This window comes from Bacteroides sp. CACC 737, from assembly GCF_013874375.1.
Taxonomy (GTDB): Bacteria; Bacteroidota; Bacteroidia; order Bacteroidales; family Bacteroidaceae; genus Bacteroides; species Bacteroides uniformis.
This window is the reverse complement of the sequence record NZ_CP059408.1, coordinates 741,635-755,944: the sequence shown is the minus strand read 5'-3', so window position 1 is coordinate 755,944 and position 14,310 is coordinate 741,635. Positions and strand designations below refer to the sequence as shown.

Here is a 14,310-nt window from a genome sequence, read left to right as displayed (position 1 = left end):
CGAATGACTGAAAACAATAAATAACGAACCTAAACTTGAGCTTATGGATACAAAACTTTTAGAAAAGAAAATGGAATCTATCAGTCCTTTCGAACTGAAGAACCGCCTAATAGACATGGCAGACGAGAGTCTGAAGAAAACCGCCCGTACCATGCTGAACGCAGGGCGCGGCAACCCCAACTGGATTGCAACCGCTCCACGCGAAGCCTTCTTCCTATTGGGAAGCTTCGGCCTGGAAGAGTGCCGCCGCATCATGGATTTGCCCGAGGGAATTGCAGGCATCCCCGAAAAAAAAGGCATTGCCTCTCGCTTCGAAGCCTTCCTGAAAAAGAACAATAACGTACCGGGCGTCAAATTGCTGGAACAAACCTACAACTACCTGCTGATGCAGCATGCCGCCGACCCCGACAGCCTTGTACACGAATGGGCCGAAAGCATTGTAGGCGACCAGTATCCCGTGCCCGACCGCATCCTTCATTTTACGGAAATCCTTGTGCAAGATTACCTTTCGCAAGAGATGTGCGACAACCGTCCTCCCCGGGGTGCCTATGACCTGTTTGCCACCGAAGGTGGAACAGCCGCCATGTGCTACATCTTCGACTCCCTGCAGGAAAACTTCCTGCTGAACAAAGGGGACGGCATCGTCCTCATGGTTCCTGCCTTTACCCCCTATATTGAAATCCCACAACTCAGCCGCTACCAGTTTCGAGTGACCAAAATACATGCCAACCGCATGAATAACGAAGGGATGCACCTCTGGCAGTACAGCGACGAAGACATAGACCGCTTGAAAAGCCCTAAAATCAAGGCCCTCTTTGTCACCAATCCCAGTAATCCGCCCAGCTACACACTCAGTCCGGATACAATGGCGCGCATCGTGAGCATCGTCAGGAATGACAACCCTAATCTGATGATTATTACAGACGACGTATACGGTACATTCAGTCCACATTTCCGTTCGTTCATGGCAGAAATTCCCTACAATACGCTTTGCGTCTATTCATTCTCCAAATACTTCGGTGCCACCGGATGGCGCAATGCGGTCATTACCCTGCACGAATTCAACCTGTTCGACAAGCTGATAGCCAAACTGCCGAAAGAGAAACGGGAGATTCTGCACCACCGCTACTCCACCCTCACTCTGGAACCTGAAAAACTGAAGTTTATCGACCGTATGGTTGCCGACAGCCGTCAGGTGGCACTGAACCATACCGCCGGACTGTCATTGCCACAACAGATGCAGATGGGCCTTTTCGCCGCCTTTGCCCTGCTGGACAAGGAAAACAAATACAAGCAAAAGATGCAGGAGATTATCCACCGCCGATTGCATGCCCTTTGGGAGAATACCGGTTTCACGCTGACGGAAGACCCGTTGCGCGTAGGTTATTATACAGAAATCGACATGCTGGTTTGGGCAAAGAAGTTCTATGGGGACGACTTTGTAGAATATCTGAAACGCACCTACAGCCCGCTGAACGTAGTCTTCCGCCTTGCCAAAGAAACCTCTCTGGTGCTGCTGAACGGCGGTGGTTTTGACGGCCCCGAATGGAGCGTGCGCGCCTCACTCGCCAATCTGGACGAGAAAGACTATGCGACCATCGGCCGAGGCATTAAAAAGATACTGGAGGAGTATGCAAAAGAATTCTTTAAAAATGGAAAGGCGAAAGGTAAAAATTGAAAATTGAAAGGTGAAAGGTAAAACTTTCAAATTTCAATTAAATAGTATACGGAAGCGGGTCAATCCATCGTTGTAGGTACGTAGGGAGAACGTGCAACCATGACGGCTCAAAACTTCCCGGATAAACACCAGGCCAATTCCCTGCCCGTTCGGCTTGGTGGAAAAGAAGGGACTGAAGAGTTTAGCTTCGGTCTCTTTACTTATCCCCGGACCATTGTCAACGACTTCGACAGAAGCGGGGGCAGTGGTCCTTACTATTATCTCACCTTGCTGTCCGTTTTCTCCGGCGTCCCCCTCTATACTTTCGGCGGCATTCTTGATGATATTCACAAGCACCTGCTCAAAAAGAGAAGCATCCATACGCACCATTCCCACCTCCGGGTCGCATTCCAGACGTAGCTCTATATTGCGGTCATTGCACATTCCTTCCATAAAACGCTTGCACATGGACACCAACTCATTCAGTTGGACGGGCACCAGGGTAGGTTCAGGTATCTTTACCACATCTGCAAAACGGGTAATGAAACGGCTCATCGAGAAACAACGCTCCGTACAGACGCGCATCACGTCGCAGATGTCCTCCATATCATCTTCTGTAGAAAGTGCCTGCTCCACTGTATCGAGTGTGGAAGTGATGCCCGCAGTGGTATTGTTCACTTCATGAGCTATCATGCGGATTACCTTTTCATAGGCACGCTTCTCGGCACGCATCACTTCTTCCGTCATACGCTCTATCAAGAAAAAAGGATGTTTGAACCCTCTGTCAATAAAAGAAGAATGGGTGCATTTATAAATATTCGCGTCATTGAGACGGACCACTGCCGTCTCGTCTTTGGGAATGGACGAAAGTTCGGCAGCCAACGGGGAGTCCATCTGGTCCAGCCGCTTTGCCATCGCCTCCTCCATACGGACACCGAGCATCTTTACCGCCATCGGATTCAGTTGCGACACTTCATCGTCCATTGTCAGGATAACAACCCCCATTGGAGATGCCTGAATCAACAAATCCAAGAAGTGATTCTGCTCGCGCATGCGCAACCGTTCATTCTTGAGCTGCTCCATCATTCGGTTAAAGATATTCACAATGCGGTCTGCTTCGTACTGCCCTACCCGGCTGAGACGACTACTGAAATCCTGCTCGCGCAGCAACTCCATACCGCTGCCTATGGTGTTCATCGGCTTCACTATCTTATTATAGAATACTATCAGATAGATAAGGATAAACCCGATGATCCCCTCCAATACGTACAGATACAAAAGCGGCTTCCCACTCAGCAAATATACCAGCATTCCACCCAGACCGAGCAGAAAAAGGACAAGTATGAAGAAAAAGAATTTTATGCGCACGGGACTTGAATATTATATTTTTCTAAACGTCTGTAAAGCGCAGCGCGGCTGATGCCTAATGACACTGCCACTTGACTGAGATTCCCTTTATGCTGTTCCAACGCCTGCAAGATAGTCTGCCGCTCTATTTCATCCAAGGTCATACCTGCAAAAGAACTACCTTCGGCAGCTTTGGCCGGTTCGTCGTGACGCAGATATTGGGCATCGAAATCCGCAGCATCCAGCACCGGCTTGCCGCTGACCAGAATGGTACGCTCCACCAGATTCTTCAACTCACGAATGTTGCCCGGATAAGGCAGGCGGGAAAGGAAATTCAGAGCGTCGGCCGAGAAATCCGTACGCGGCAAGCCGTTCACCTCTGCCTGACGGTCGGCAAAGTGACGTGCCAGCAAAGGAATATCTTCACGGCGCTCCCGCAAAGAAGGCAGTTTTACGGTAATCAGGTTGATACGGTAAAAAAGATCTTCGCGGAAAGTACGTTCGGACACCATCTTACGGAGGTCTGCATTAGTAGCGGACACGACGCGTACATCGACTTTGCGGGGACGGCTATCGCCCAGCACTTCGAATGTCTGGTCCTGAAGCACACGCAGCAGTTTCACCTGGCAGGAAGGGTCGAGGTCACCAATCTCGTCGAGGAAGATGGTTCCCTTGTTTGCCATTTCGAAACGCCCTATACGGTCAGCGCTGGCATCGGTAAACGCCCCTTTCTTATGGCCGAACATCTCACTCTCGAACAAGCTCTGCGAGATGCCGCCGAGATTCACCTTGACAAAAGGCTGCTTCACACGTTGGCTGTTGATATGGATGGCTTCGGCAATCAGCTCCTTGCCCGTTCCGCTTTCGCCCGTAATCAGCACCGAAGCATTGGTACGGGCTATGCGGGCCACTGTGTTCAACACTTCCATCAGCCCTTTGGACTTACCTATAATATGGCTGCGATTCAATGCGGTAGTCTGTTCTTCCGGCACCTCTTTCGGGGCGGCCGTAAGCTCAAGGGCCGTCTCGATGCGCTGCAAAAGAGCAGCATTGTTCCAAGGCTTGGTTATGAAATCGAATGCGCCGGCCTGCATCCCCTGCACGGCAAGCTGGATACTTCCCCATGCCGTCATCAAAATAACGGGCACATCGGGACGGAACACCTTTACCTGCTTCAATAAGGTGAGTCCCTCTTCTCCGGTAGTGGAAAGAGTGAAGTTCATATCCATCAAAATCAAAGCGGGAGCTTCGGCCCTCACTATGTCCATAGCTTCGCGAGGACTTGGAGCCGTTTTCACCTCATATCCGGCACGCTTCAGCATAAAGCTGAGGGAAGAGCGCACAGCACTATCGTCATCTATTATCAGTATCATAAAATTGCAGTTTATTTTCCACAAAAATAAGTAAAAAAGCAGAGTTATGAATGATAAGTTATAAGTTATTTACCAATAATATCGCATATACGGCACTTTTACCGGCGAATAACTCATAACTTATCACTTGCAACCCGTCGGCTTATCCTCTTACCACCTCTTCAAAATCAGCTTCCAATTCCGTATCGCGTTCAAAATCCCAAAGGGTCAAGCTGCGAAGCTGATAGAAGTAATACCAATAGTAATACAGCTCTGAAATATGCTTTTGACGGGCTTCGTCTTTAGAGTTCTGTGCATCATTCAGGTCCAGTGTGCTGATTTTACCTATCATAAAGGTCTCTACACTGGTCTTGTAACGCTTCTCAGCAATGACATCCGCCTCTTCGGCTATGTCCAGCTGTTGCGCCTGGTTGTTGAAGTTAGCCACCAGCAAAAAGATGTCCTGGTTAAAGTCCATCTGTTCCTGACGGATTCTGGACAAGACCACTTCACGGTTGCTCTTTGCCACCCTTACCTTACCACGGCGCTTGCCCCAGTCAAGGATAGGAATCTTGACGCCCACCTGCACAATCTGATTGTCAAGCAAATCCCGGTAGGCTGAAGAGAATTCATGGTTCTGCCCCGTATAGCCCACACTGGCAAAGAGGTCGATGCTGCGCAGGTTTCCGCGTGCCGTTGCCACTTCATAATCAGCTTCGAGCTGGCGGCGGCGGATGTTCTGTGCAAAGGAGTTGCGTTCCAGTGCCTTGTTCAGCACACGGTCATACTCCATCTTTATATCGGGAACAGTGGCGGGCAACACCGGGTTCAAGCTTTCCTGCTCGGACACCCCGAGGAAAGAACGGAGCTGGAACATTTTTGCATTCAGGTTGCTCTCTGCCTCAGTCACGTCCGCCTTACCCTGCAATGAATTCAGTTTAAGCTGCAGCAAATCATTCTCGGATATCTGTCCCATCTTACGTTTGGCTATGGCCACTTCATAAAGGCGGTCGGCATTCGTCTTGTTCTGCATGGCGGTAGCGAGCGATTCTTTGGCCAGCAGCAACTCAAAGAAATAAGTGATGGTTTTCATCGTCACCTCTTCCGTAGCTGAAATGAACTCGGCCTTTGCCTCGGCATAGCGTACGGGCTCTATACGGCGGTTCCACTTCAAGGTATTCACTCCGAAGACCGGTTGCGTCAACTCCAAACTCACGGGGACTGACATGAACTGCTTCGCTCCTCCGGAACCCAGTTGTTTGAGATAATCCAGCGAAGAAGTCAGTGACAGCTTACCCCCCGTAAACCAAATGTTCTGGTCTACCGAAAGCTGGCCGGACAGCCCCAGTGTATTGTTGCGGACAAAGCTATAGGAGCCGTCGGAATTCTGGTAGGTACTGTAGGACTTGTTATAGTTGGGCAGTGTACCGGTAAAATTCACTTCCGGCAACAAGTCCGCACGGAATGTACGGTATTCCCAATACGCGGTTTTCAATTCATTCAATGCCACAGCAGCATCCACAGACTGCGTACGGGCCAGTACAATGGCCTCCGACAGCGTAATATTGCGTTCATGTCCCAAAGTATCATTCTGCGCCATGGTTGCCAACGGCATCAAAAAACAAACTGCAAGTAAAATATTCTTTTTCATGTTCAATCTTTAAAATTGTCGCAAACAGAAAAGCAAAGAGTGTGCCAAGTGGCCGGAAAGGTTTCATAGAGGGGTAAGTGTTCATTTTCGGACAGTGGGGATGTCCGTTAGCGGACGATATCAGGAAAACAACCGGTCTCTATCTAAAGTCTGAAAAAATCCTTCTAAAGTTCAATTATCCATGAATTAATTGATGAAAAATTTCTTTATTAAGGAAGAATTCTCTTTCTTTGTGCTGCTTTATACCTTTATTAAAAGGATACAATACTAACATTAATTTATATAGTTATGAAGATTTCACACATTGAGCATCTGGGCATTGCCGTTAAGAGCATTGAAGAAGCCCTTCCGTACTACGAAAACGTTTTAGGTTTGAAATGCTACAACATCGAAACCGTGGAAGATCAGAAAGTTAGAACCGCTTTCCTGAAAGTGGGCGATGTAAAGATCGAATTGTTGGAACCTACTTCTCCCGAAAGCACAATTGCCAAATTCATTGAGAAGAACAACGGCAACGGCGGCATGCATCATCTGGCATTTGCCGTTGAAGACGGAGTGGCCGGTGCGCTTGCAGAAGTCGAAGAAAAAGGTATCCGCCTTATAGACAAAGCTCCCCGCAAAGGTGCAGAAGGTCTGAACATTGCATTCCTGCATCCGAAGTCAACTCTCGGTGTCCTGACCGAGCTTTGCGAGAAACCGGAATAAGCAAGACTGTAAAATCATCAAATCATAAATTGTATAAACACTTAAAGAATATAAATTCATGAGTAATCAACTTGAAAAGATTAAAGAGCTTATAGACCGCCGCGCTGCAGCACGTCTCGGTGGTGGTGAAAAAGCGATTGCAAAGCAACACGAGAAGGGTAAATATACAGCTCGTGAGCGTATAGCCATGCTTCTTGACGAAGGCAGTTTCGAAGAAATGGACATGTTCGTAGAACATAGATGTACGAACTTCGGCATGGAAAAGAAACACTACCCCGGTGACGGTGTGGTAACCGGTTGCGGTACAATCGAGGGCCGTCTGGTTTATATCTTTGCACAAGACTTCACTGTTTCCGCCGGTTCACTGTCCGAAACCATGTCTCTGAAAATCTGTAAGATTATGGACCAAGCCATGAAAATGGGTGCTCCGTGTATCGGTATCAACGACTCGGGCGGTGCACGTATTCAGGAAGGTATCAATGCCTTGGCTGGCTACGCTGAAATCTTCCAACGTAACATCCTTGCTTCGGGTGTCATTCCGCAGATTTCCGGTATTTTCGGTCCTTGTGCCGGTGGTGCCGTTTACTCTCCTGCATTGACTGACTTTACGCTGATGATGGAAGGTACATCCTACATGTTCCTTACCGGTCCGAAGGTAGTAAAGACTGTAACCGGAGAAGACGTAAGCCAGGAAAACCTGGGTGGCGCGAGCGTTCACTCCACCAAATCAGGTGTTACTCATTTCACTGCACAGACTGAAGAAGAAGGCTTGGCTCTTATCCGCAAACTGTTGAGCTACATTCCACAGAACAATCTGGAAGAAGCTCCTTATGTAGACTGCACAGACCCTATCGACCGTCTGGAAGATTCCCTGAACGACATCATTCCTGATAACCCGAACAAACCGTACGATATGTACGAGGTAATTGGCGCTATCATAGATAATGGTGAGTTCCTCGAAATCCAAAAAGATTATTCAAAGAATATCATTATCGGTTTCGCACGTTTCAACGGACAGTCCGTAGGTATCGTTGCCAACCAGCCGAAGTATCTGGCAGGTGTGCTCGACAGCAACGCATCCCGCAAGGGCGCACGCTTCGTCCGTTTCTGCGACGCCTTCAATATTCCTATCGTATCATTGGTAGACGTACCGGGATTCCTTCCGGGAACCGGCCAGGAGTACAACGGCGTCATCCTGCACGGTGCCAAACTGCTGTATGCATACGGTGAAGCTACTGTACCCAAGGTTACCATTACACTGCGTAAATCCTACGGTGGTTCGCACATCGTGATGAGCTGTAAGCAGCTGCGTGGCGACATGAATTATGCTTGGCCTACTGCTGAAATCGCTGTAATGGGTGGTGCAGGTGCTGTAGAAGTATTATATGCTCGCGAAGCCAAAGAGCAGGAAAATCCGGCTCAATTCCTGGCTGAAAAAGAGGCTGAATACACCAAGTTGTTTGCCAATCCTTATAATGCAGCTAAATATGGTTACATCGATGATGTTATCGAACCGCGTAACACACGTTTCCGCATCATCCGTGCCCTGCAACAGTTGCAAACCAAGAAATTGACTAACCCGGCTAAGAAGCATGGTAATATTCCCTTGTAATCAAGCTTTTCACACTAAAACAAGAACGATTATGAATAAAACAAAAATCGGAATATTCCTTTCATTGATGCTGGTGTTGGGCTTTTGCTCTTCTTGCAAAGAACAGAAATCGAACAACAAACTGTTACTGAATGAAGTGCTGGTCAACAACGAGAGCAACTATCAGGATGACTACGGTGTGCACAGCGCATGGATTGAAATATTCAACAGATCATACGGCAGCGCCGACCTTGCAGGTTGCTATCTGAAATTCAGCAGCCAGCCGGGTGATACTGCCAGTTATTTCATTCCCAAAGGTGACGTTCTGACACTCATAAAACCACGTCAGCATGCACTTTTCTGGGCTGATGGAGAGCCAAGACGCGGTACATTTCATACGAACTTCAAACTGGATGCCACAAATGCCAACTGGATTGGGTTGTATGATTCTGGCAAGAAATTGCTTGATCAAGTCATAGTGCCTGCCGGTACTTTAAAAGCCAACCAATCCTATGCCCGTGTCAGTGATGCAGCCGACCAATGGGAAGTAAAGGGTGGAAGCGAAGATAAATATGTCACTCCGAGTACCAACAACAAGACTATCGACAGCAATGCCAAAATGGAAAAATTCGAAGAGCATGACAGCGTAGGTATCGGTATGGCTATTTCTGCCATGAGCGTTGTATTCTGCGGGCTGATATTACTCTACATCTCCTTCAAGATTATAGGTAAAATATCAGTTAACCTCAGCAAACGCAATGCCATGAAAGCTAAAGGTATTACTGATAAACAAGAAGCAAAAGAGAAACAACTGGGGCAGGCTCCGGGAGAAGTTTTTGCTGCCATTTCAATGGCCATGCACGAATTCCAAAGCGATGTACACGATGTGGAAGACACGATACTTACCATTACCCGTGTAAAACGCAGTTACTCACCGTGGAGTTCAAAGATTTATACGTTGCGTGAGACTCCTCACAAAAAGTAAGTCACCCATAATAAAATAAAACGATGAAAGAATATAAATATAAAATTAACGGTAACGTATATAAAGTTGCCATTGGAGATATTGAAGACAACATCGCTCACGTAGAAGTGAACGGTACTCCCTACAAAGTTGAAATGGAAAAAGCACCGAAGGTAGTCGTTAAACCGGTAGCACGTCCGGCAGCCACATCCGCTCCTGCTGCTCCTGCTACTCCGGTAGTAAAACCGGCCGCTGCTTCTACCGGCAAGTCAGGTGTAAAATCTCCGCTTCCCGGTGTAATCCTCGATATCAAAGTAAATGTCGGCGATACAGTAAAGAAGGGACAAGTTATCATCATTCTGGAAGCCATGAAGATGGAAAACAATATCAATGCTGATAAAGACGGTAAGATTACAGCCATCAATGTAAACAAAGGGGACTCTGTTCTCGAAGGTACTGACCTCGTAATTATTGAATAATATGGGAGAATTTATCACATTTTTAGGAAACAACCTTGCCGACTTCTGGACTTATACAGGTTTTGCCAATGCAACGGTAGGACATGTGGTAATGCTTCTGGTAGGTTTGTTTTTCATATACTTGGCTGTAGCCAAGGAATTTGAGCCGATGCTATTAATTCCTATCGGTTTCGGTATGCTGATTGGTAATATACCTTTCAATATGGAAGCCGGATTGAAAGTCGGTATCTATGAAGAAGGTTCCGTACTTAATATTCTGTACCAGGGAGTAACCTCCGGTTGGTACCCGCCACTCATATTCCTGGGTATCGGTGCCATGACGGATTTCTCTGCTTTGATATCGAACCCCAAATTAATGTTGGTTGGTGCAGCAGCCCAATTCGGTATATTCGGTGCTTATATGATTGCCCTTGCCATAGGATTTGACCCAATGCAGGCTGGTGCAATCGGTATCATTGGTGGTGCCGATGGTCCGACTGCCATCTTCCTCTCTTCCAAACTGGCTCCTAACTTAATGGGTGCCATTGCGGTATCAGCCTATTCATATATGGCATTAGTACCGGTGATACAGCCGCCTATTATGCGTTGGCTGACCAGTAAAAATGAACGTCTTATCCGTATGAAACCTCCCCGTGTGGTTTCACATACGGAAAAAGTAATGTTCCCGATTATCGGTTTGTTACTAACCACATTCCTTGTACCATCCGGTCTGCCTTTGCTGGGTATGCTGTTCTTCGGTAATTTACTGAAAGAAAGTGGAGTTACACGTCGTCTGGCAAACACAGCCAGTGGTCCGCTGATTGATACCATTACTATTCTGCTTGGTTTGACAGTAGGTGCTTCTACGCAAGCATCCGAGTTCTTAACCCTTGATTCAATCAAGATATTCGGTCTGGGCGCCTTATCATTTGTCATTGCCACAGCATCCGGTGTCATCTTCGTGAAGATTTTCAACCTCTTCCTGAAGAAAGGCAACAAGATTAATCCGTTGATCGGTAATGCCGGTGTATCTGCCGTACCCGACTCTGCACGTATCTCCCAAGTAGTAGGTCTGGAATACGATCCTACCAACTATCTGCTGATGCATGCCATGGGCCCGAACGTTGCCGGTGTAATCGGTTCCGCTGTAGCAGCAGGTATCCTGCTGGGATTCTTAATGTAATACATTTATTCATTCCGTTATCCGGCTTGAATTCTGAACTATTTTAGAGAGGTTGTGTCAAAATGCTGACACAGCCTTTTTTTATGCGCAAAGCCCAGACTTTCTCAAGCCCGGGCTTTGTTATTACCCAAAGTTTTCGTATCTTTAGGCATAAAGTTTTTCGTTATGGCAAAGTTACATTTTCGTCCTTACATTCCCAACCAAACCGTTCTTTTTCCACAAAGAATTGATGAAAACATAGCTGCGAACGACCCGGTCCGCATCGTGAATGCTGTTATTGACAACCTCAATCTTGAGAGTTTCAAGAAGCTTTATAAGGAAACGGGCCGTTGTCCTTATCATCCTAAAATGATGCTTAAGGTGATAATCTACGCCTACATGAATAATATCTATTCTTGCCGTAAAATAGAGAAGCACCTCCTTCGTGACATTCATTATATTTGGCTTGCCGGTAATGAGCATCCGGATTTTATCACGATCAACCGTTTTCGTAACCGTGTAAAGGAGGAAATAAATAATGTATTTACCCAGTTGATTTTTGTCCTTGCCGATAAAGGTTTCATCAGCCTTGATGTGGAGTATATTGACGGCACCAAGATTGAATCCAAAGCCAACAAATATACTTTTGTCTGGCGCAAGACAGTCGAACGGAACCGTACGAGACTAATGGATAAAATCCGTATTCTCTTGGAGCAGGTGGATGAAACCATTGCACAGGAGAACTCTATAAAAGACACATCCGTGGAGTTTACTTCCTGCAGGCTCTCTGACATAGTGGATGAACTTAAAGAAGCCCTGGAACGCCAGCCTGCAACAAAGGATAAGGAAGAAAAGAAAGCCCTGCGCAAAAAGAAGAAGCAGGTCAGGGAACTTGAAGGGTATCGTGACAAGCTGATAGAATATGACAATCACCTTGATACCCTTGGAGAACGTAACTCCTATTCCAAGACCGATCCTGGTGCCACATTCATGCGCATGAAAGAAGATGCCATGAAGAACGGGCAGACCAAACCCGGATATAATCTGCAAATAGGTACTGAAAACCAATTTATCACAGACTTCCGTCTGTTTCCCAACCCTACCGATACACTGACCCTCATACCTTTTTTCCACTCTTTCCAGTACCGCTATAACCGTTTACCGAATATCTGCGTGGCAGACTCCGGTTACGGTTCGGAAGAAAATTACCGGTTCATGCAGGAGAATGGGATAGAAGCCTTCATCAAGTACAATTACTTCCATAAAGAACAGCGTCCCCGTTATACTCCCAACCCGTTCCATGCCGAAAGTCTCCATTACAATGCCCAAGAGGATTATTACGTTTGTCCTATGGGACAGCACATGAACCGTATAGGAACCAAACGTGACAAGACAGCGAGCGGATACATCACCGAAAGTGCCCGGTATAAAGCAAAAAGATGCGAAGGTTGCCCTTTGCGTGGCAGTTGTTTTAAAGCTCGGGGGAACCGTATTATAGAAGTCAACCACCGATTAAATCAATACAAACGGCAGGCACGGGAAAGGTTGCTCTCAGAAGAAGGTATCAAGCATAGAGGCAGGAGGTGTATAGAACCAGAAGCTGTGTTTGGACAAATGAAATACAACATGGCATACAGAAGATTCCGACATGTGGGAGAAGACAAGGTTACAATGGACTTTGCTTTCTTTGCTATAGCCTTTAATATCAAAAAAATGTGCGCTAAACTGATAAAAGAAGGAAAGGGGCTCATTACAGTTGCCAAATATTTGTTTATGGGACTATTTATAACCCGATATAATTGGAATATAGCAACTTGCTGCCAAATGCATGAGGAAAAAGTAGCATAGCCAAAAGAAAATATAGCAGAACTTAAAATATAAAAGAGGTTGTGCCAACGTTTTGACACAACCTCTTTTTCGTTAATCTATCTAAAACAGATTACGATTATTTCGTAAATACATTCTTTTTAGTAACTTGCAGTCAGTTTAACCTCATATAAATGATATACTGTATGCGAAAGCTTTTTATCTCCTTATGTTTCAGTGCATGCTGTTCGCTTCTGGCGGCACAGACCACAAATCCCATTCAAGAGGCGATGGCCAACTACGATTATGAAACAGCCTTGATGCTGATCGATCAAGAAACCCCGACCGTCCCCCTACTCTACCAAAAAGGGAAAGCGCTGAAAGGGCTGGGCAATAACCTTGAAGCTCTGAGCGTATTTCAGGAAGTCGTAGCTCAGGATTCTCTCAATCCCCGGGCATACATTGAAGCTGCCGAATGCTGTAAATCACTTGCCAAATATAGCGAGGCGCTGGATTACTACCAGAATGCGCTCCACATAAACCCGGACAATAAATACGCACGCATCCAGTATATCAGTCTGCTGATGAACATGAAGAGATACCGTGAGTCTCTAAAGGAAAGCAACCTGCTGGCAGAAAGGGACAGTTCCGCCTATGTACTACACCTTAGAGCCGAAAGTATGGGGCAAGTCTATGACAACACAGAAATCATGCATGTGATAGATGCCTACCTGGACATACAGAAAAGGTATCCCAATGATTACCTGTCTGCTGCCAAACTCGGCAACATCTATGTAGCAGGCCATCAGTATGAAGACGCCATAAACATAACGGAGAAATACCGTTCCATAGACTCCACCAACGTCCTTGTGAACCGCATCAATGCCCAAGCCTATTGCCTGAACAAAGATTACCCCAAAGCAATAGAGAGATATGAACAACTGTTGCAGGAAAAGGACAGCTCCTTCCAAACCTGCTTCTACGCCGGAATCAGCTACTATGCCCTCGAAGACTTCTACCCTGCACACGACCTGCTGGAAAGAGCTCTCAAAGATGACAATACCAACATCAACGTTCTCTATTATCTGGGACGCGCCTGCTCCAAAACATCATGGAAAGAGGATGGAGTGACTTATCTGGAAACTGCCGTAAGCCTCGCCATGCCCAGCGACAGTGTCATGTCCCGCCTATATGTGGGGCTTGCGGACTGCTACAAGATGGCATTTCAATACACCGACCAGGCAAATACCCTTCTGACGCAATACGAAAAATACGACCGACAGAAACACAAACTGCTCTACGACGCAGCCTTTGTCTATTATTACTATCTGAAAGATGCGTCCAAAGCAGAGAGATACCTAACGGCCTACCTGAAAACCCGTCCGAAAAACAGCAAGGACAAAGTGCAGGAAGTAGATGCGGACGGAGTTCCCATCATCGGAGAAGACAACCGATACAATGCCGCCGAAAACTGGCTGAAGGACATCAGAGAAAAGCGCAAGAAAGAGGACTTCTTCAAGGGAAAGATCGATACCGCCAGCGTAACCCCCATCAAATAGCCCCAATGAAAACGTTTGCATAATATAATAAGGTACAGTAACGGAGAAAGATTAACTT

Annotated in this window: 11 protein-coding genes; 8 read left to right on the top strand and 3 right to left on the bottom strand. The window is 46.7% G+C overall.

Going from position 1 to position 14,310, the window contains the following annotated elements:
• Positions 1–43: 43 nt before the first annotated feature.
• Positions 44–1,678 carry an aspartate 4-decarboxylase gene (gene aspD / locus H1A11_RS03265; protein ID WP_181757717.1) on the top strand — a complete coding sequence of 545 codons (1,635 nt, stop codon included), beginning with the start codon at positions 44–46 and terminating at the stop codon, positions 1,676–1,678.
• 33 nt (positions 1,679–1,711) lie between these two features.
• Here the strand turns inward: aspD and H1A11_RS03260 are convergent, their stop codons facing one another.
• From H1A11_RS03260 to H1A11_RS03250, 3 genes are all read right to left on the bottom strand, one after another.
• Positions 1,712–3,025 carry a PAS domain-containing sensor histidine kinase gene (locus H1A11_RS03260; RefSeq protein WP_181757716.1) on the bottom strand — a complete coding sequence of 438 codons (1,314 nt, stop codon included), beginning with the start codon at positions 3,023–3,025 and terminating at the stop codon, positions 1,712–1,714.
• Positions 3,016–4,377: a sigma-54 dependent transcriptional regulator gene (locus tag H1A11_RS03255; protein ID WP_181757715.1), complete on the bottom strand. Its 1,362-nt coding sequence runs from the start codon at positions 4,375–4,377 to the stop codon at positions 3,016–3,018. Before H1A11_RS03255 ends, H1A11_RS03260 begins: the two co-directional genes overlap by 10 nt.
• A 142-nt stretch (positions 4,378–4,519) precedes the next feature.
• Entirely contained in the window at positions 4,520–6,007 is a 1,488-nt protein-coding gene (locus H1A11_RS03250) for a TolC family protein (protein ID WP_005826781.1), read from the bottom strand.
• Positions 6,008–6,295: 288 nt separating this feature from the next.
• Between H1A11_RS03250 and mce the strand changes: the two genes are divergently transcribed.
• The 7 genes from mce (at position 6,296) to H1A11_RS03215 (ending at position 14,252) form a co-directional block, all read left to right on the top strand.
• The gene (gene mce, locus H1A11_RS03245; RefSeq protein WP_009036790.1) at positions 6,296–6,712 is read left to right on the top strand and encodes a methylmalonyl-CoA epimerase; all 417 of its coding nucleotides are present in this window, start codon (positions 6,296–6,298) and stop codon (positions 6,710–6,712) included.
• Positions 6,713–6,770: 58 nt separating this feature from the next.
• Positions 6,771–8,324 (top strand): acyl-CoA carboxylase subunit beta, encoded by a 1,554-nt coding sequence (locus H1A11_RS03240; RefSeq protein ID WP_005826784.1) that lies wholly within the window; start codon positions 6,771–6,773, stop codon positions 8,322–8,324.
• A 31-nt stretch (positions 8,325–8,355) separates the two neighbouring features.
• On the top strand, positions 8,356–9,288 hold the full coding sequence (locus H1A11_RS03235) for an OadG family transporter subunit (RefSeq protein ID WP_008663742.1): 933 nt from the start codon (positions 8,356–8,358) through the stop codon (positions 9,286–9,288).
• A gap of 23 nt (positions 9,289–9,311) precedes the next feature.
• The gene (locus H1A11_RS03230; protein ID WP_005826788.1) at positions 9,312–9,746 is read left to right on the top strand and encodes a biotin/lipoyl-containing protein; all 435 of its coding nucleotides are present in this window, start codon (positions 9,312–9,314) and stop codon (positions 9,744–9,746) included.
• A gap of 1 nt (position 9,747) precedes the next feature.
• Positions 9,748–10,908 (top strand): sodium ion-translocating decarboxylase subunit beta, encoded by a 1,161-nt coding sequence (locus H1A11_RS03225; RefSeq protein ID WP_005826789.1) that lies wholly within the window; start codon positions 9,748–9,750, stop codon positions 10,906–10,908.
• 165 nt (positions 10,909–11,073) lie between these two features.
• Positions 11,074–12,735, top strand: coding sequence for an IS1182 family transposase (locus H1A11_RS03220; protein WP_061411457.1), 1,662 nt, complete (start codon positions 11,074–11,076; stop codon positions 12,733–12,735).
• Positions 12,736–12,899: 164 nt separating this feature from the next.
• A complete protein-coding gene (locus tag H1A11_RS03215) occupies positions 12,900–14,252 on the top strand; it encodes a lipopolysaccharide assembly protein LapB (RefSeq protein WP_181757714.1) in 1,353 nt (450 codons plus the stop codon).
• Positions 14,253–14,310 lie beyond the last annotated feature (58 nt).